Origin of the sequence: Pseudoalteromonas sp. bablab_jr010, from assembly GCF_016464105.1 — a bacterium.
GTDB classification, from domain to species: domain Bacteria; phylum Pseudomonadota; class Gammaproteobacteria; order Enterobacterales; family Alteromonadaceae; genus Pseudoalteromonas; species Pseudoalteromonas simplex.
Map to the genome: position 1 here is coordinate 1 of NZ_JACDWV010000045.1, position 18,704 is coordinate 18,704.

Here is an 18,704-nt window from a genome sequence, read left to right on the forward strand (position 1 = left end):
GTCTATTTTGAGGCAATAAAACCTCGTTGATAACAAGGCAAAAATTTCGTTATTTAGTTGTTCTAAATGAGAAATTTTTAACGCAGTTAGCGACAGGTTTAATCCCTCAAAATGATTAAGTATTATTGCGGGTTGGTATTACACAGATAAATTAAAAGTAACTGGACCATCGTTACATAGGCTTACTTGCATATCAGCACCAAATTGCCCTGTAGCCACTGTTAAGCCTGCTTTTTTAGCCTCTGCAATAAAATACTCATAGAGCGTATTGGCTTGCTCTGGCGTGCCAGCACTTGAAAAGCTTGGACGCATACCCTTTTTAGTGTCGGCTGCTAAGGTAAACTGCGAAACCACTAAAAGCTCACCTTTGATATCATTCAAACTTAAGTTCATCTTTCCTTGTTCATCGGTAAAAATGCGGTAATTGCTGACTTTGTGTAAAAGCTTCTGGGCGCTTTGCTCGGTATCCTGTTTTTCAACACCTAATAGCAGCAAAATACCTTGTGAAATTTCACCCACTACTTCGCCTGCCACTTCTACTTTTGCTTGTTTTACTCTTTGAATTAAGCCTTGCATTGATCCCTCGATAACTTGATATACATTAAATCTGCGGCACGTCGCATTGCCGCCAAATATACCTGATTATCGCTGCTGTGCCCAATGCCATCTAAAATCAATAATTGTGCATTTAACTGTTCAGCAAGCTGCTGTACGGCACTATATCGACAGATCAAATCGGCGCGGCCATGAATAAACCAAATCGGTAAATGAGTCAGTAAATGTGCATTTTCTGCGATAAAGCCTTCTTCAATGAAACAGTGATGACGAAAGTAATGCACCATTAACTTTGCTTGATTTAACCCGACATGGGGCTCCTGTAAACTCCAGTTTGTCAAAGACTCACCATGACATAGCACCTGCTCCCAATGACACCATAACTTGGCAAATTTACTGGCTTTAATTTGATCATCATTGTTTAGTTGCTGCTGATAAAAGTCGAGTAAGGCGTGCCAATCAGTGTAATCATGTGCAAATTCATTAAAGCACTCAGGGTAAAAATGCGCGCCGGCTCCTTTTGTTGTGTAAAGCCACTCGAAGTCACTGTTACATGCTAAAAAGCTAGCCCGTAAAATAAGCCCTGCAACATGCTCTTGGTGATGAATAGCATAGACAAGTGCCAAAGTGGCACCCCATGACTCACCACACACCAGCCATTTTTCAATACCCAGTTGCTGGCGTAAATACTCGAGATCGGCGACTAATTCTGAAGTGGTATTGGTTGAACTATCATGGGGTGTTGAGTGACCGCAACCGCGCTGACTGAACATGATCACTCGAAAACGCTCTAAGTCGAAAAAGCGGCAATTTTCAGGACATAGGCCCGCACCGGGCCCGCCATGGCATAACACCACAGCAATCCCTGTAGACGCACCATATTCTTGCACATGGATTTGATGACCATCGCCAACACTCAAATGGTAATCGCGATTGGCAACATATTGTGGATGTAACTGCACCTCGCTCTCCTTAGGTGCAGTGAATTTAAACCTCTATATCAGGCGTGTCCTCGATATTCTCAGGGCTGATACATACAGTAAATTCTGCACCGAGTAATACGACAATCCACGACAAATACACCCATACAAATAAAATAGGGATTGTCGCCAACGCCCCATAAATAACTTCGTATGATGGGAAGTGGCTGATGTACAAAGCAAAGCCTTTTTTTGTCAGCTCAAACAACATAGCTGCAAACAAAGCGCCCGGAATTGCCGCTCTAAATGGAACTCGTGTGTTAGGAACTAAAGTATAGAGCATAATGAAGCCAATCATTGAAATTATGTAAGGTAATAGTTTCAATAAAAAGCCGCTAAAGCCGGGAATGCCTTGATCGGCAAACGACACTAACGACACAATATATGAAGTAACACCAATACTAGCCCCTAATAACACCGGGCCTAGGCTGAGCACCATCCAATAAACGGCAAACGAAATCATCATTGGGCGCTTTTTCTTTATACGCCAAATTCGATTTAATGTAGCGTCGACATTACGAATGAGTAACAAGGATACCGCCGCTAAAAAGCCCACACCGACGGCAGTCATTTTATTCGCATTACCGGCAAAAGCGCTGATATGCTCTTTAATTACATCTGTAGAGGTCGGCACAAGATTAGTAAACAAGAAGTTTTCTATGGTTACCAAGGTGCTTTCGAAACCTGGGAAAGCAGAAAAAATAGCCACACCAACTGCCACTAAAGGCACGATTGATAATAAGGTTACATAAGCCAAATAACCCGCATTGACTGTGATTTGATCGTCAATACAACGATTGAGATACTGCATCCACCAAGCAGGTTGTTGTTTTAAGAAAATGCTTATTTGCAGCTTATACCGACTGAGCTTCTCGTCCATAGAATCTAATTTCTGCTAAAATGTTTTGATAATCATAGCAATCCACCACATAATTTGAAATGACAGGTACCTAAAAAGGATTCTCAATGAAAAAACTGACACTTTTAAGTGCACCACTATTTGCAGTTACAATGGCATTATCGGGCTGCCAGTCAGCTTATTACTCAGCCATGGAGTCTGTCGGTGTGCATAAACGCGACATTTTAGTGGACCGCGTAGAAGAAACAAAAGAAGCACAGCAAGAGTCACAAGAAGAGTTTCAATCAGCACTAGACAGATTAACCACGCTGATCAACTTTGATGGTGGTGAGCTACAAGATGCCTACAATCAACTGAATGATGATTACGAGTCGAGCTTAGCTGCAGCGAACGACGTTACAAACAATATCAATAAAGTAGAAGATGTAGCTGAGGCACTGTTTGATGAATGGGCCGACGAGCTAGAACAATACAAAAGCGCCTCACTAAAACGTGAAAGCAGCAAAAAACTCAACGCAACTAAGCGCCAGTTTGATCAACTACTTCGCTCAATGCGCAGTGCAGAAAGCAAAATGGAGCCGGTATTATCATCACTTCATGATAATGTTTTGTACTTAAAACATAACCTAAACGCACAGGCTGTTACAGCTATCAAAGGTGAGTTCACAAATCTTAAACGCGATATTAAAGTGTTAATGGACGATATGAACAAATCAATTGAAGACTCGAATAAGTTCATTGAGCAAATGAATAAAGCGGGCTAATCAGCTCAAGCTATTAATATCAAAGCCTACTTAAACGTAGGCTTTTTTGTGTAACCTCTTGTTACTTTTTAATGATTTATCTTAATTTTTATTTTGCTAAACTCACGGCAAAGAATAAAAAGTAAGCATAGTATGCATTTAAAAACACTCTCAACACTTATTGCAGCAGCACTTATAAGCGCATGTAGCAACTCGAATACAGTGAATGTTATTGCCGGTGAAGGCACTATAACCCCATTAAAAACTGAAGGTGACTTCGAAGGTCGCTACCACAACCTTTATCCGGGTGATAAAGAATACCCAACAACCTGTACAGACAATTGCTATGAACCATCAGAGCTACTTATATGTGATGACAGCAATTCTCAGTGCCAATATCAAGCAGAACAAATAGTTCCAGCAACAAATACAGGGTTTATAGTCCGTTGGTTAGGTCATGCAGGCTTTTATATTCAATCACCAAATGGTGAACAACTGTTGTTTGACCCTGTTAAAGATCAGTTTGACTCACCCGTAGACTTGGCCTTTAAACTTGCTGGTGGCAGTTATCGTAAGCCCGGATTTTGGCCTACTAAGTCAGAGCTCGAAGGTTTAAACGCGGTAATGTACTCTCACATTCACTATGACCATTTTAATAAAGCAGATATCGAAGAAATTGGTAATGCTCCCCGCTATTTAGTGCCACTAGGCTTTGCAGATAATTTTCCGACTGGTGGCTTTAATATTTCAGAGATGGCGTGGTATGCAAGTACACAAATTAATGACCTAACGATTCATTCGGTGCCGGCCCATCATTTTAGCAGTCGCATTATGGTGCCTTTCATTTACGACGACCACAATAAAGACTTATGGAATGGTTGGTTACTTGAGCAAAATGGTAAGACCTTGTTTTTTGCTGGTGATACCGGTTACTCAAAACACTTTCAAGATATTAAGAAAAAATACGGCGAGATTGATGTGTGCTTAATGCCAATTGCTTCCTACTACCATGAAGAAGATGGTAAGTGGTATCGTTATGTTCATACTACACCTGAAGATGCATTAAACGCGGCGGAAGAGTTAAGCTGTAAAGTGATGATCCCATGGGGTTACGGCAACTCAAGCTGGCAAATGGGTGACCATTCAAGTCATTCGGCATTACTTAGGTTGTTAAATATGCAAAAGCAGATGAACAGCCAAGTTCCGGTTTATATAATGAACGAAGGAGAGCAAATCCCGCTTTAAAGGTACGGGCTAATATTAAATAACTTTATCCAGCATGGAGTCTCGCAAAGCAAGCATCAATTTGTGAGCACTTCCTGCTGACATTGCTAATGGATTAAAATCGCTAGTACCTGAGTATTTAATATTTAATGGCGTTGTTAATTTTGAATATGGTATGTACCCCATCGACCATTTTTCGAATTCCCGCTCTGCAATTTCGCAATAGTTCAGCATGATAATGTTGCGATGCCTTTTATCATTCAAAATACGATGATACGTTGCATTCACTGCTTTTCGCGATCCTTCAAGACACTGCATAAAATGAGTACTATTAAAACAAAGTAGCCCTGTTACATTACATTCAGCATTTTTCTTTTTCGCCTTTTCGAGAATATCCTCAATATCATTAGGCCCAAACCCATCGCTAATTTCACTTGTGTAAATCAGTCTAACTAAATACATCTTACTCTCCTGCAAGTTGGATTTAGAAAAGATAGTACAGATGGGGGAGTTAGTAAAAAGTTGCGAGTTGCGTTTAGAAATCTATATAAATTAAGTTGGGTTTCGCTTCGCTCTGCCCAACCAACCTGGCTTACACTAAAACAAAAAAACCGCCGTATTTTTCAATACGGCGGCTTCTATTTTGCAAAACTAAAAGACGTTATTAGTCTTTAGCTGCACGGCTCGCACGCTTACGCTCACTTTCAGTTAAGTGACGCTTACGAATACGGATGTTCTCAGGTGTTACTTCCACTAACTCGTCATCATCGATGAACTCAATCGCTTGTTCAAGCGTGTAGTTTAGTGGTGGAACAAGCGTTTGTGCTTCATCTGTACCCGATGCACGAACGTTTGTAAGTTGCTTACCTTTAAGCGCGTTTACAGTTAGGTCGTTGTCACGGCTGTGGATACCGATAACCATACCTTCGTAAACTTCAACACCGTGACCGATGAATAACTTACCACGGTCTTGTAAGTTGAATAATGCGTTAGTAAGTGCTTTACCAGTTGCGTTTGCAATCATTACACCATTCTTACGAGCACCGATAGTACCGCCTTTATGTGGACCGTAGTGATCAAATGTGTGGTAAAGAAGACCAGAACCAGACGTTAATGTCATGAATTCAGTTTGGAAACCAATTAAGCCACGGCTTGGGATCATAAAGTCCATACGTACACGGCCTTTACCATCTGGAGACATGTCTGTTAGTTCACCCTTACGAAGACCAATTTGTTCCATGATAGAACCTTGGTGCTCTTCTTGACAGTCGATTGTAAGTGTTTCGTATGGCTCTTCTTTTTGACCATCAACTTCACGAAGGATTACTTGTGGACGAGATACCGCAAGCTCGTAACCTTCACGACGCATGTTCTCGATTAAGATACCTAAGTGTAACTCACCACGACCAGAAACACGGAAGCTATCTGGGTTGTCAGTTTCTTCAACACGTAATGCAACGTTGTGAACAAGCTCAGCTTGTAAACGCTCAAGAATGTTACGTGACGTTACGAATTTACCTTCTTTACCAGCAAATGGTGATGTGTTTACAGAGAACGTCATTGTTACTGTAGGCTCATCAACGCTTAGTGGTGGTAATGCTTCAACGGTGTTTACATCACAGATAGTGTCTGAGATTTTCAGCTCACCAAGACCAGTGATTGCAATGATGTCACCTGCGCCTGCAGATTCTGCTTCATGACGCTCAAGACCTAAGTAGCTCATTACTTGGCCAACTTTACCGTTACGCTTAGTACCGTCTGCGCTTACAACAGTAACCTGTTGGTTAGGACGAACAGTACCACGCTTGATACGACCTACACCGATAACACCGATGTATGAGTTGTAGTCAAGCTGAGAAATTTGCATTTGGAAAGCACCTTCAGGATCTGCATCCGGTGGAGATACTTCGTCAACGATCATCTGGAACATTGGTTCCATGTTATCTGATGGCTCGTCTAAATCCATTGTTGCCCAGCCGTTGATAGCTGATGCATAGATTACTTTAAAGTCTAACTGTTCGTCAGTTGCACCTAGGTTATCGAATAAATCGAAAACTTGGTCCATAACCCAGTCAGGACGTGCGCCTGGTTTGTCGATTTTGTTGATAACAACAATCGGCGTTAAACCTTGTGCGAATGCTTTTTGCGTTACGAAACGCGTTTGCGGCATTGGACCTTCTTGAGCATCAACAAGTAGTAATACTGAGTCAGCCATCGAAAGTACGCGTTCTACTTCACCACCGAAGTCGGCGTGTCCTGGGGTGTCTACGATATTGATATGGTAGTCGTTCCAAGAGATAGCTGTGTTCTTAGCTAAAATGGTAATACCACGTTCTTTCTCAATGTCGTTTGAGTCCATTACGCGCTCTTCGTTACCGCCGCGCGTTTCTAATGTGCCTGATTGCTCAAGCAGTTTATCAACCAAAGTTGTTTTACCGTGGTCAACGTGGGCGATAATCGCTATATTTCTTAACTTTTCGATGCTCATATTTTTTCTCAGAGAAATTGAATCTCATTGATCCTGCAAGATCTACGCAGTCACCTGCGTTTTCACCAGATGTCCCAGCATAGGATTTAAAAGGGCGCATATTATCCCTTAATAATGGCATGGATGAAAGTTTATCCAATATAAATTTATAAACTTTCTTCAGGCTTTTTATAAGTATCTGTTTTATAAATGACAAATTTATGAAAATTAAAGTGAATCTGAGCTCAATACTGGCGAAATTTTAGTTTTTGAACCATATTTTGGCACTAAATAGTGTTCATAACCGAAAAATTGGCACGCTCAATAATTGTGCAAAACAAGGTCGCACTTTTTACGCACCAGAATGATCTTTTTACGCACCAACTTAGTGCAACAAAAGTTAACAAAACGAAGCCCTGTTCACTTTTTACAAGCCTAAACAAGGTGTTAAAAACATGGCACGAAACCAGCTTATATAAGCGAAAAGCAATAATGCAGCAAAAATAAAACCCAACAATTGGAGGACACATGTCACAATCGGTTTTAGATTTTATCAAAGAAAATGACGTTAAGTTCATTGATTTACGCTTTACTGATACCAAAGGTAAAGAACAGCATGTTTCTATTCCTCATCATCAAATTGATGAAGATTTCTTCGAAGACGGCAAAATGTTTGACGGTTCTTCAATTGCTGGCTGGAAAGGTATCAACGAATCAGACATGGTACTTATGCCTGTTCCTGAGTCTGCGAAAATGGACCCGTTTTCTGAAGAAGCTACACTAATCGTACGTTGTGACGTCGTTGAGCCTTCAACACTTCAAGGTTACGAGCGTGATCCACGTTCTGTTGCAAAACGCGCTGAAGAGTACATGCGCTCTACTGGTATTGCTGACACTGTATTATTCGGTCCAGAGCCAGAATTCTTCCTTTTTGATGACGTTAAATACAAATCAGACATGTCTGGTTCTATGTACAAAATCGATTCTGTAGAAGCAGCTTGGAACTCAGATAAAGATTATGAAGGCGGCAACATGGGTCACCGTCCAGGTGTTAAAGGCGGTTACTTCCCGTGTTCACCTGTTGATTCATCACATGACTGGCGTTCAGCAACTTGTTTAGTTCTTGAAGAACTAGGTCAAGTAGTAGAAGCTCACCACCACGAAGTAGCAACTGCAGGTCAAAATGAGATCGCAACTCGCTTCAATACAATGGTATTAAAAGCTGACGAAATCCAAGAGATGAAATATGTTATCCATAACATGGCTCACTTATACGGAAAAACAGCGACATTCATGCCTAAACCAATCGTAGGTGATAACGGTTCTGGTATGCACTGTCACCAATCTCTAGGTAAAGATGGCGTAAACATCTTCGCTGGTGACAAATACGCAGGTCTTTCTGAAGAGGCACTTTACTACATCGGTGGTATCATCAAGCACGCTAAAGCAATCAACGCATTCGCTAACGCGTCAACGAACTCATACAAGCGTTTAGTACCAGGCTTCGAAGCTCCTGTAATGCTTGCATACTCTGCACGTAACCGTTCTGCTTCAATCCGTATCCCAGTGGTACCGTCTGCAAAAGCACGTCGTATCGAAGTACGTTTCCCTGATCCAACAGCTAACCCATACTTAGCATTCTCTGCAATGCTTATGGCTGGCCTAGACGGTATCAAGAACAAGATCCACCCTGGCGATGCAATGGACAAAGATTTATACGATCTACCTGCTGAAGAAGCAGCTGAGATCCCACAAGTTGCATCTTCTTTACAAGAAGCACTTGCATCATTAGACGCAGACCGTGAGTTCTTAACTCAAGGTGGCGTATTCACTGATGACCTAATCGATGCATACATCGCGCTTAAGAGCCAAGAAGTTGAAAAACTTAACATGACAACTCACCCAGTTGAGTTCGAAATGTACTACAGCGTGTAATACACGCTGTATCAGAATTATCTAAAAGATAATAAATGTGTGTTCTCAAGCCCGCTCTGCGGGCTTTTTTAATGGTAATTGAGCGGGTTCTACTCTACAGTTTTAGTTAAGTGAAAAAATGCAGGGTCGCAGGGTGAAAAGCACAACCTTATTGGTATTATCGTTATTATTTGCAAGCTTTTTTGGTTATACAGCAGCACAAAAAGTCTATTCTTGGAAAGATGAGAATGGTGTATTAGTATTTTCTGATACTCCTCGCCCCGGTGCTACTGAGGTCAAGTTAAATACCCAAAACCTTACAATGCCTGCAGCTGATACCAGTATTCTTGATACTGCTCCAAGTGCAGTCCCTGTTAACTTTAAAGTGTCAATTGCAGCCCCCGCAAATGAAGAAACTGTGAGAGAAAATACAGGTTCTGTTTATGTTACTACACGAATCAGCCCCCGTTTTGAAACTGGTTTCAAAGTTCAATTACTCGTTGATGGTTCACCTCATGGCGCACCAAGTAATAGCACGACCTTTGCTCTAAGAGAGGTCTTTCGAGGCGAACACACATTACAAGCGAAACTTTTTGATGCAAATAATAAACTCGTTTCAGTTAGCCCAGTCAGCACTTTTTTCATGCACAGAACTTCAATTAATAACGGAAATTAGAATTTTCGACATGATGTCTCGCAAAGCAAAAAGAGTATGCTAAGCTGCACTAAATTGAAACGCACTAAAATGGTGCAACCATGCTCAGAGATTTACATTTTAATTCTCAATTACTCGACAGTATTTGGAAAAATTTAAGTACTGCTGTTATTTTACTCGATCATGATTTTAAACTGGTTTACGCAAACGATAGCGCCAGTGAGCTTTTAGGTTTAGGCCCAAAACGTATCATCAACCAACCGTTCGACAACCTATTTAACTACCACTCGATAGATTTAAAACGTATTGCTCAGTATTCGTTGTTTGACGGTGTCGATTGCCACCAACATAGAGCTGACGTGGTGTTCGTCGATTCTCGCCATGCCAAGTTAACTATTAGTACACGCCGAATAAGTAGCAACGATGAAAATTATATCCTGTTCGAATGCCGCCAAATGGATGATGAAATTCGCCATGACCAAGCTTCGAATCAAATGCATCAATATCAAGCTGCCCGTAACCTTATTCGTGGTTTAGCACATGAAATTAAAAATCCTTTAGGTGGAATTCGCGGAGCGGCGCAATTATTGCAGTATGAGGTTGATCAGCAAGAACGTGATCAATGTGCCGAATTAATCATTGAACAAGCAGACCGTTTACGCGAGCTTGTCGACCGTTTACTTGGTCCGAATCAACTGCCACACAAATCCCATGGCAATATTCACCAAGCGTTAGAGTCGGTGATTAAACTGAGCATGTTAGACAACAATGCCAATATCACTTTAGTGAAAGACTATGATCCAAGTATACCGAGTGTATACATAGATCAGAGTAAAATTCAGCAAGTGGTACTGAACATTATTCGTAATGCACAACAGGCACTTGTTGATGGTGGCGAGATAAGGATAAAAACTCGCATCAATCATCAACACAGGCGCCCGGGTAAGGCACCAAAAAAAACCTTGCTGATCCAAATTTCGGATAACGGCCCAGGTATAGACAAGAGCTTACGTGAAACCTTGTTCTACCCAATGATCACCAACAAAGAAAATGGATCAGGGCTTGGTTTATCGATAGCGCAAACCTTGGTTGACCAACATGACGGCCACATTGATTGTGACAGTTGGCCAGGCCATACAGAATTTAATATCTATTTGCCTTTTACGGATTAATGGTTTTTTGGAGTAGTCATGAAAACAGTCTGGTTAGTTGATGATGATGCCTCAATTCGCTTTGTATTGGAAAAAGCGTTGGCACGTGCAGGATTTGACACTGAAAGCTATGCAAACGCACAAGATGTGCTTAACGCATTAAAGTTTAGCCAGCCCACGGTATTGGTATCTGATGTGCGTATGCCTGGCATGGACGGTATGGCGTTACTCGAAACAATTGCCGAGCAAAATCCTGGCTTACCTGTTATTATCATGACAGCTCACTCGGATTTAGATTCGGCGGTAAATGCCTTCCAAAAAGGGGCGTTTGAGTACCTCGCCAAACCGTTTGACTTAGACGAAGCCGTGGCACTGGTAGAAAGCGCATGTCGCGCTAACTCAACGAAGAAAACTAAACGCAAACAAGCACCACAAACCAATGCGCATATCATCGGTGAAGCACCTGCAATGCAAGAGGTGTTTCGCGCGATCGGTAAATTATCAGCATCAAGTATGAGCGTGCTGATTAATGGTGAGTCAGGGACAGGTAAAGAGCTAGTTGCAAGCGCCCTGCATAACCACAGCCCACGCAAAGAAAACCAATTTATAGCTCTGAATATGGCTGCCATTCCTAAAGAATTAGTTGAGTCAGAGTTATTTGGCCACGAAAAAGGCGCATTTACTGGAGCCGACAGCATTCGTAAAGGCCGTTTTGAACAAGCGAATGGCGGCACCTTATTTTTAGATGAAATTGGTGATATGCCACTCGACGTTCAAACACGTTTATTACGCGTGTTAGCCGATGGTGAGTTTTACCGAGTGGGCGGCCATCAAAGTATTAAAGTTGATGTACGTATTATTGCTGCAACGCACCAAAACCTCGAAGACTTGGTAAAACAAGGTAAGTTTCGTGACGACTTATTCCACCGCTTAAACGTAGTGCGTTTACGCTTACCCGCGCTGCGTGAGCGTACGGAAGATATTGAACGACTAGCACAACACTTTTTACATAAAAGTGCCAAAGAGCTGCAAGTTGACAGCAAAATTTTAAGCCCAAAAGCCACTGAGCAACTACGCCTATTTAACTGGCCAGGTAACGTGCGCCAATTAGAAAACACCTGCCGTTGGTTAACCGTTATGGCGCCGGGTGAACTTATTAGTGAACAAGATTTACCACCTGAAATCGTCGCAGTTACACCAATCGAGCAAGAAGGCGACTGGCTAGATGCATTTCAACAATGGCTTAACCTTGAACTTAAACAAGGTAAAGAGAATATTTGGCCTGCCATTCAAGCACAACTCGAGACTCGCTTGATTAAAACTGCTCTTGCCAACTGCGCTGGGCACAAGCAAGAAGCCGCAGTGAAGATCGGCTGGGGTCGTAATACATTGACCCGCAAGCTAAAAGAGCGCAATATTAGCTAATTTCGCGCAACCCAATGTGAGTCAATGAATTTAATCGAGCACATTCCACTAATTAAACAAATGGAAATTATTAACAGATTACCATTTTTTAGAGAGTTCACATTAAGCGAACGACAAGTGTTATTAGAGTCATTCAGTCATTTGTATTTGGTCAAACAAGGCCGCGCTGTTTTCAAACAATACGATACTGATAAACGACTTTATATTGTGCTAAGTGGCTCACTGATGGTATTCAAACAAAGCCATCTTCTTGAACTTGGCACGATTGAGCCTGGCGAATTTATCGGTGAAGGTGCTTTTATCAATAACCGCGAGCACAGTACGAGTGCGCGCGCAAAAGTTGATACCATTTTGTTAGCTATCACCCCTGAAGCACTTACCCGCTTGCCGAATGTGATCCGCGAGAAAATTAAAGATCGCATAATCGAAGGTATGAGTGAACGTATTACTAAGTTAAGCACTTACCTTGAGTCACGTAGCTAGTCCATATACACAATTTGAAATGAGCAATTTAACCAACTTGGGCTATTAACGCGAGCCGTGTAACGGTAGGTGTCTGATGGTTTCATACCAAAAGGGGTACTCACTTCTGGCGTTAAATGGCTGTAACTTTGCGAATAGTTTTTATAATAAATGACTAGGTGGCCGTATAAGTATTCCCAATCAAGAGTAACTTTACTACCGCCAGCAAGAGTAAAGTGAGCTTGCTTATCACTGAATGTAACAACAAGATCATTATACTTGTCTTCAACACATCCTGTGGTGAGTACACGAGCCGGCATAGTAAAATTAGTGGTAGTATTTTTAGCTTTTAAATAAAAGCCAATATTGCCATGATTGTAAAAGTGGTTGGCATCTGTGGTGTATTTGATTTCAACTTCATAACCCAATCCTTGCATAATTTCAGCAAGTTGCTCAGTTTCATGAGTGAGGATTTTATCACTCGATAACATTAAGGTTGCATCCGCAAACTCTCTTGGCACTGGGAGCTGAGTGTATTCATAGGGTAAGCTTTGCTTATTTAATGCTTGCTCTAATGATTGCAACTGCGACTGATCAAGATTTTCTGTGTATACGTAGACTGTAGCTTGCTGACAACCAGTCAAAATTAAAAATATGGCTGCCGAAATTATCCTTTTCATATTCTTTCTCACTTTAGATTACAAATGTAGTCTAAAGTGAGAAAAACAATAAATCAATTAATTAAGATGTTTTTTTAGCCAACTATTAACACTTTGACGGGTATATAAAATATCTTTAAATAAACGGTGAGTTTGATGCTGAAGCAGTTTTTCTTTATTTGTTTCCCCTGAACTTAACTGGCTATGGTTATCATTAAAACGCGAAATTAACGCAAAACCTTGTTCTGACTTTTCAGGCTGAGATTTAATTGTTTGCGTTAACAAAGCTCGCACATCATCTGCAGCAAGCAATGACGAATCTTGCAAACCCATTAACTCTTTTCTTAGCGCTGATCTTACGCCCATTACAACTTCTCCTGAACGAATAAAAAATGAAACGGACATGCATTTAGCAATTTGTACACCAATTCCGAACGCGCGCAGTGTACCCAGTAAATACTGCAGTTTTTTTACTGTTTATAAAAATGTCAGATTTTTTATTGCTGTAAATTTTAACCGCCTGAAGAGCTTAAAAATTTAATCTTGGTTCAATTGAGTGCTAGGCTTTATAATGGCTGCGATTGAATTAAGAGAGACCAACATGAACGAAGATTTCATCGAAATTGAACTAGAAGAAGAGCCAATAGAGTTATGCAACTTGTTAAAAGTGCTCGACCTAGTCGAAACAGGCGGCCAAGCAAAAGCCTTAATTGGTGAAGGTTATGTTGGGGTTAACTATGAAATTTGTACAATAAAACGGAAAAAATTATACAGTGGTGACGTGTTGGCTTTCGATGGTGAGTTGTTCCAACTTACTTTAAGCGAAGATGCAACACCGAATCCTCGCCCACCGGAACCTGTACAAAAAGCACAACCACAAAGCACTGAAGAAGCGCCAAAAAAATCGAAGCGTAAACGTACTAAAAAACCAAAAGTAGACGAAAAAACCGGCCGTCGCCCTATCTCTTTTGGTTAACTAGAGCTTGCTTAGTTAGCATAAATCACCTTTAATTGAATGCGATTATAACAACAATAAAAGGTGATTTATGAATCCTCCAGCTTGGCTCAAGCCACTTGCTTGGGCAGCCCTTGTATGGAATCTTTTAGGTGTCATTGCATTTATAATGCAACTGTTGATCACACCCGAAATGATTAACCAACTCCCCGAAGCACAACAAGCCGCATACCGCGACATACCGCTCTGGTCAACGGCTGCCTTTGCGATAGCCGTGTTTGCAGCAAGTTTTGCGAGCATCTTATTACTGACAAAAAAAGCCCTTGCGCGCGAGTTATTTTTAATCTCGTTTATCGCCGTATTAGTCCAGCAATATTATAATTTTGTGGTGATAGATAGCCTTGCTATGTTTGGTACTAGCGCATTAGCAATGCCATTGTGCGTGATCGTTATTGGTTTACTATTATTGTTTATTAGCCATAAAGGTAAACAACAAAACTGGCTTAACTAAAAACACTTATTTCTGAGGGTAGTTTAAAGTGACTACCCTTTTTATCTGCCCCCTTCCCTTGAAATAAATCACATCAGCAGCAACTATATTAGGTAGCATATTTTTTCATCAGCTAGATGAATTTCTCAGCTGGTATTAAGTTTGCAATAACACTGTGTCTATTTCGAAAAGGAAACAACAAAGCAAGCCAAATTGCTTGCTCAAACCACAGGGGCAAATAATGAATAACAGTTTTGATACCCAAAAGCAGCTTACGATTAATGGTGAGCAATATCATATTCACTCTTTACAAGGTTTAGGCGACAAAGCAAAACGTCTGCCATTCTCTCTAAAAATCTTACTTGAAAACCTGTTGCGCAATGAAGATGGCGTTAATATTAAAAAGCAAGATATCGATGCTTTACTAAACTGGGATCCACAAGCGAAACCATCAGCAGAAGTCGCGTTTACGCCCGCTCGCGTTGTAATGCAAGATTTTACCGGCGTACCCGCCATTGTCGATTTAGCCGCGATGCGTGATGCCATGGAAAAACTTGGCGGCGACCCTGCGAAAATTAATCCACTGTCGCCTGCCGAGCTTGTTATTGACCACTCTGTGCAAGTTGACGGCTACGGTGAAGATGATTCATTCGACTTAAATGCAAAACTTGAATATGAGCGTAACAAAGAGCGTTACGAATTTTTACGCTGGGGGCAAACTGCCTTCGATAACTTGAAAGTCGTGCCACCAGCAACCGGCATCGTACACCAAGTAAATTTAGAATATTTAGCCCGCGTGGTATTTAACGATAGTAAAAATGGTAAATCACTCGCCTACCCAGATACCCTAGTCGGAACCGATTCGCACACCACCATGATCAATGGTCTTGGGGTACTAGGCTGGGGTGTCGGTGGTATTGAAGCCGAGGCCGCAATGCTTGGTCAACCAATCAGCTTACTTATTCCACAGGTCGTTGGCTTTAAGCTCAATGGTCGCCTGCCAGAAGGTACGACCGCAACCGACCTTGTACTAACCGTGACAGAAATGCTGCGTAAGCATGGCGTAGTAGGTAAATTTGTTGAGTTTTATGGTGATGGTCTAGCTGATTTACCACTTGCAGACCGTGCAACTATTGCAAACATGGCGCCTGAGTATGGTGCAACCTGCGGTATTTTCCCAATTGATGATGAAACCATCAACTACCTACGTTTAACTAACCGCGATGACAAACAACTTAAACTCATCGAGGACTATGCTAAGCACCAAGGTTTATGGCGTAACCCTGGCGATGAAGCTCATTATACCGACACACTAGAGTTATCACTTGACGATGTTGTGCCAAGCCTTGCTGGACCTAAGCGCCCGCAAGATAGAATTGCCCTTGATAAAGCAGGTAGCATCATTGGTGAGCATTTAAAAGGCTTTCAAGAAGAACGTATGCAACATCGCGATAAAAGCGATGTTCAAGAGGCGCGCATTGAAGACGAGGGCCCAACCACTAACCCTGATGAGCCAGTAAACGAAGCACAGTTTATGGGCGCAGCTAAGGTTAACTTTAAAGGCGAAGAGTTTGAGCTTAATGATGGTGCTTGTGTCATTGCTGCAATTACAAGTTGTACAAACACGTCAAACCCAAGTGTTATTTTAGCTGCTGGCCTAGTGGCTAAAAAAGCCAAACAATTAGGATTAAAGGTTAAGCCATGGGTTAAAACCTCACTTGCTCCTGGCTCACAAGTGGTGACTGATTACTTGAAAAAAGCCGACTTAATGGATGATTTAGATTCGTTAGGCTTTAACCTTGTCGGTTATGGTTGTACAACCTGTATCGGTAACTCAGGGCCTTTAGCTGATGAAATCAGTGAAGCAATTCAAAAACATAAACTGGTTGTAAGCTCTATTTTATCGGGTAACCGTAACTTTGAAGGCCGTATTCACCAAGATGTGAAAATGAACTTCTTAGCCTCACCACCCCTTGTGGTTGCTTACGCAATTGCGGGTCGTACAGATATCGACGTTTACAATGAGCCGCTTGCGCAAGACCCAAATGGTAATGACATTTATCTAAAAAATATTTGGCCAAGTGTTAGTGAAGTGAACGAACTCGTGCGCGAAACTGTCACCAAAGAAATGTTCGCATCAAGCTATGGCAATGTGTATCAAGGTGATGATCGTTGGCAGAAAATTCAAATTCCTGATGGCAAACTTTATGATTGGGATGATGCGTCAACCTACATCAAAAAAGCGCCATTCTTTGATGGCATGGAGATTGAGCCTCCTGGCATTCCTAGCATTAGTGGTGCGCGCTGTTTAGCAAAATTAGGTGACTCAGTAACCACTGACCACATTTCGCCAGCAGGTGCGATTAAAGCAGATGCCCCAGCAGGTCTTTACTTGCAAGAGCACGGTGTGCAAAAAGCACAATTTAACTCGTACGGTTCGCGTCGTGGTAACCACGAAGTAATGATGCGAGGTACCTTTGCTAATGTGCGTTTACGTAATCTATTAGCACCGGGTACCGAAGGTGGTGTGACCCGTATGCAACCAAGCGATGAGCTCGCCAGCATTTATGATGCAGCGATGCAATATCAGCAAGATGGCACGCCACTGATTATTTTAGCGGGCGCGGAATATGGCACAGGCTCATCACGCGACTGGGCTGCTAAAGGTTCACTTCTGCTTGGTGTTAAAGCCGTTATTGCACAAAGCTATGAGCGTATTCACCGTTCAAACCTGATTGGTATGGGTGTTTTACCCCTACAATTTAAAGAAGGTGAAAGCTATGAGTCACTCGGTTTAACCGGCCAAGAGTCGTTCGATTTTGAAGGCTTATACGACAAAACCAATGAAGTCAGTGTGATTGCCACTAACAGCGAAGGCAAACAAATTAGCTTTAGTGTTGATGTACGTATAGATACCCCGAAAGAATGGGACTACTACAAACATGGCGGTATTTTACAGTATGTTCTGCGTAATATGCTGGCTGAGCAGTAATTGCTTTTAAGTTAACTAAGGGGCTGAATTTTCAGCCCCTTTTTTGTTTAGAACACCAGTAATACCAATCCGCAATAATACTTAATCATTTTGAGGGATTAAACCTGTCGCTACCTGCGTTAAAAATTTCTGATTTAGAACAAACTAAATAACGAAATTTTTGCCTTGTTATCAACGAGGTTTTATTGCCTCAAAATAGACCACTTAATTAAGCGAATTGGTATAAATTACAGTTTAGAGCAACACACTTATTTACAAAAAATGAAAAGCGCATAAAAACCAGCGCGTTAAAATTAGACAAATAACCGACACTTGCTTGATTTAGAACAATCCTCTTAATGACAACAGTACCTACACTTTAATTAAGGCTAAAGTGAGGTGCTTGTATGACTGAACAAACCATCATTCGAATCTTAAAAACCTTTATTATTTTAGGTATTTGTCTAATCATTTTGGGGCATTCTTTATTAGCCGGCAATTACTTAAGTGATAGCATGGGTATACATGGCATTATGATAAGCGCAGCGTGTATTGCTGTTGGTGTGCTGTTCTCGTTACCCACCAAAATTTATCTCACTATTTTACTGATGAAAATGGAAAGCGATCTCACAGCTCAAAACAAACAAAGCTAATTCCCACCTTGCTCTTTGAGCTGCTGCTCAAGTTGCTTGTTACGTTGCTCCATAAGCTGTTTTACTTGCTCAGCATCTTGCATCATCTTTTGTACATTTTTAGGGTCGTATATCCCAAGCGCTGAAGGTACTTCGTCAGTTTTAACTGTTGCAGCTTGCTTTTCATCAGCTTGAAAAGTCTCTGCAGGTAACACAGTTATATCGTTCGGATCCAAAGTTACTGTAGTACTAACGTAATTAGGGTGAGGGGTATCAGCATAGTGCCACTGACCATGTTCATCTTGCCATTTATACACGACGACAGGTGCATCCGCGTTTTTGCTAAAGCTCAACGTCTCAGTGAGCTTTTTTGCTTGGCTGGTCAGTGTATCGGCACCTTGCGAAGCAAAATCACTCACATCACCACTTACTTTTTCTGCGTAACGCTCGAACATGCTCAGCTCTAGGTAAGGTTTACCGTCTGGCTTTTTAATGTAAAACAGCAGGGCAACACTGGTCAGTAGCAACATAACCGCAAGATAACAAAAACGCTTAATCATTC

The 18,704-nt window shown here is 41.5% G+C and carries 19 protein-coding genes; 11 read left to right on the plus strand and 8 right to left on the minus strand.

Going from position 1 to position 18,704, the window contains the following annotated elements; translation table 11 throughout:
- Positions 1–138: 138 nt before the first annotated feature.
- The 3 genes from dtd to JIG37_RS01910 are packed head-to-tail and all read right to left on the minus strand — an operon-like array spanning position 139 to position 2,415.
- The gene (gene dtd / locus JIG37_RS01900) at positions 139–576 is read right to left on the minus strand and encodes a D-aminoacyl-tRNA deacylase (protein WP_130167197.1); all 438 of its coding nucleotides are present in this window, start codon (positions 574–576) and stop codon (positions 139–141) included.
- Positions 564–1,517 (minus strand): alpha/beta fold hydrolase, encoded by a 954-nt coding sequence (locus tag JIG37_RS01905; protein WP_199528580.1) that lies wholly within the window; start codon positions 1,515–1,517, stop codon positions 564–566. Before JIG37_RS01905 ends, dtd begins: the two co-directional genes overlap by 13 nt.
- Before the next feature lie 25 nt (positions 1,518–1,542).
- Positions 1,543–2,415, minus strand: coding sequence for a virulence factor BrkB family protein (locus JIG37_RS01910; RefSeq protein WP_054552397.1), 873 nt, complete (start codon positions 2,413–2,415; stop codon positions 1,543–1,545).
- Between the two features lie 86 nt (positions 2,416–2,501).
- Here JIG37_RS01910 and JIG37_RS01915 point away from each other — a divergent pair, with 86 nt between their 5' ends.
- A complete protein-coding gene (locus tag JIG37_RS01915) occupies positions 2,502–3,158 on the plus strand; it encodes a DUF2959 domain-containing protein (RefSeq protein ID WP_054552396.1) in 657 nt (218 codons plus the stop codon).
- A 132-nt stretch (positions 3,159–3,290) separates the two neighbouring features.
- Positions 3,291–4,382: an MBL fold metallo-hydrolase gene (locus JIG37_RS01920; RefSeq protein WP_199528582.1), complete on the plus strand. Its 1,092-nt coding sequence runs from the start codon at positions 3,291–3,293 to the stop codon at positions 4,380–4,382.
- A 15-nt stretch (positions 4,383–4,397) separates the two neighbouring features.
- Here JIG37_RS01920 and JIG37_RS01925 read toward each other — a convergent pair whose 3' ends face one another.
- Both JIG37_RS01925 and typA read right to left on the minus strand, forming a co-directional pair.
- A complete protein-coding gene (locus JIG37_RS01925; protein WP_054552394.1) occupies positions 4,398–4,823 on the minus strand; it encodes a BLUF domain-containing protein in 426 nt (141 codons plus the stop codon).
- 202 nt (positions 4,824–5,025) lie between these two features.
- Positions 5,026–6,849 carry a translational GTPase TypA gene (typA, locus tag JIG37_RS01930; protein WP_054552393.1) on the minus strand — a complete coding sequence of 608 codons (1,824 nt, stop codon included), beginning with the start codon at positions 6,847–6,849 and terminating at the stop codon, positions 5,026–5,028.
- 507 nt (positions 6,850–7,356) lie between these two features.
- Between typA and glnA the strand changes: the two genes are divergently transcribed.
- From glnA to JIG37_RS01955, 5 genes are all read left to right on the plus strand, one after another.
- Positions 7,357–8,763 carry a glutamate--ammonia ligase gene (glnA, locus tag JIG37_RS01935; RefSeq protein WP_054552391.1) on the plus strand — a complete coding sequence of 469 codons (1,407 nt, stop codon included), beginning with the start codon at positions 7,357–7,359 and terminating at the stop codon, positions 8,761–8,763.
- A gap of 118 nt (positions 8,764–8,881) precedes the next feature.
- Positions 8,882–9,418, plus strand: a complete 537-nt coding sequence (locus JIG37_RS01940) for a DUF4124 domain-containing protein (RefSeq protein ID WP_054552390.1) — start codon at positions 8,882–8,884, stop codon at positions 9,416–9,418.
- A gap of 80 nt (positions 9,419–9,498) precedes the next feature.
- Positions 9,499–10,569: a nitrogen regulation protein NR(II) gene (gene glnL / locus JIG37_RS01945; RefSeq protein ID WP_054552389.1), complete on the plus strand. Its 1,071-nt coding sequence runs from the start codon at positions 9,499–9,501 to the stop codon at positions 10,567–10,569.
- 18 nt (positions 10,570–10,587) lie between these two features.
- Positions 10,588–11,973, plus strand: a complete 1,386-nt coding sequence (gene ntrC, locus JIG37_RS01950) for a nitrogen regulation protein NR(I) (RefSeq protein WP_054552388.1) — start codon at positions 10,588–10,590, stop codon at positions 11,971–11,973.
- Between the two features lie 24 nt (positions 11,974–11,997).
- On the plus strand, positions 11,998–12,456 hold the full coding sequence (locus JIG37_RS01955) for a cyclic nucleotide-binding domain-containing protein (RefSeq protein ID WP_138599054.1): 459 nt from the start codon (positions 11,998–12,000) through the stop codon (positions 12,454–12,456).
- Here the strand turns inward: JIG37_RS01955 and JIG37_RS01960 are convergent.
- Both JIG37_RS01960 and JIG37_RS01965 read right to left on the minus strand, forming a co-directional pair.
- Complete coding sequence (locus tag JIG37_RS01960) at positions 12,453–13,115, minus strand: hypothetical protein (protein WP_199528584.1); 663 nt, start codon at positions 13,113–13,115, stop codon at positions 12,453–12,455. The genes JIG37_RS01955 and JIG37_RS01960 overlap by 4 nt on opposite strands.
- Before the next feature lie 57 nt (positions 13,116–13,172).
- Entirely contained in the window at positions 13,173–13,460 is a 288-nt protein-coding gene (locus JIG37_RS01965; RefSeq protein WP_062566674.1) for a hypothetical protein, read from the minus strand.
- A gap of 235 nt (positions 13,461–13,695) precedes the next feature.
- Here JIG37_RS01965 and JIG37_RS01970 point away from each other — a divergent pair, with 235 nt between their 5' ends.
- The 4 genes from JIG37_RS01970 to JIG37_RS01985 all read left to right on the plus strand — a co-directional run bounded on the left by JIG37_RS01970 (position 13,696) and on the right by JIG37_RS01985 (position 18,163).
- Positions 13,696–14,070, plus strand: coding sequence for an RNA-binding S4 domain-containing protein (locus tag JIG37_RS01970; RefSeq protein ID WP_138599152.1), 375 nt, complete (start codon positions 13,696–13,698; stop codon positions 14,068–14,070).
- 70 nt (positions 14,071–14,140) lie between these two features.
- Positions 14,141–14,560: a hypothetical protein gene (locus JIG37_RS01975; RefSeq protein WP_138618034.1), complete on the plus strand. Its 420-nt coding sequence runs from the start codon at positions 14,141–14,143 to the stop codon at positions 14,558–14,560.
- Positions 14,561–14,780: 220 nt separating this feature from the next.
- Positions 14,781–17,531 carry an aconitate hydratase AcnA gene (gene acnA / locus JIG37_RS01980; RefSeq protein WP_199528586.1) on the plus strand — a complete coding sequence of 917 codons (2,751 nt, stop codon included), beginning with the start codon at positions 14,781–14,783 and terminating at the stop codon, positions 17,529–17,531.
- Positions 17,532–17,917: 386 nt separating this feature from the next.
- The gene (locus JIG37_RS01985) at positions 17,918–18,163 is read left to right on the plus strand and encodes a hypothetical protein (RefSeq protein WP_054552382.1); all 246 of its coding nucleotides are present in this window, start codon (positions 17,918–17,920) and stop codon (positions 18,161–18,163) included.
- Here JIG37_RS01985 and JIG37_RS01990 read toward each other — a convergent pair.
- A complete protein-coding gene (locus JIG37_RS01990; RefSeq protein ID WP_166338913.1) occupies positions 18,160–18,702 on the minus strand; it encodes a DUF4124 domain-containing protein in 543 nt (180 codons plus the stop codon). The genes JIG37_RS01985 and JIG37_RS01990 overlap by 4 nt on opposite strands.
- Positions 18,703–18,704: the final 2 nt, after the last annotated feature.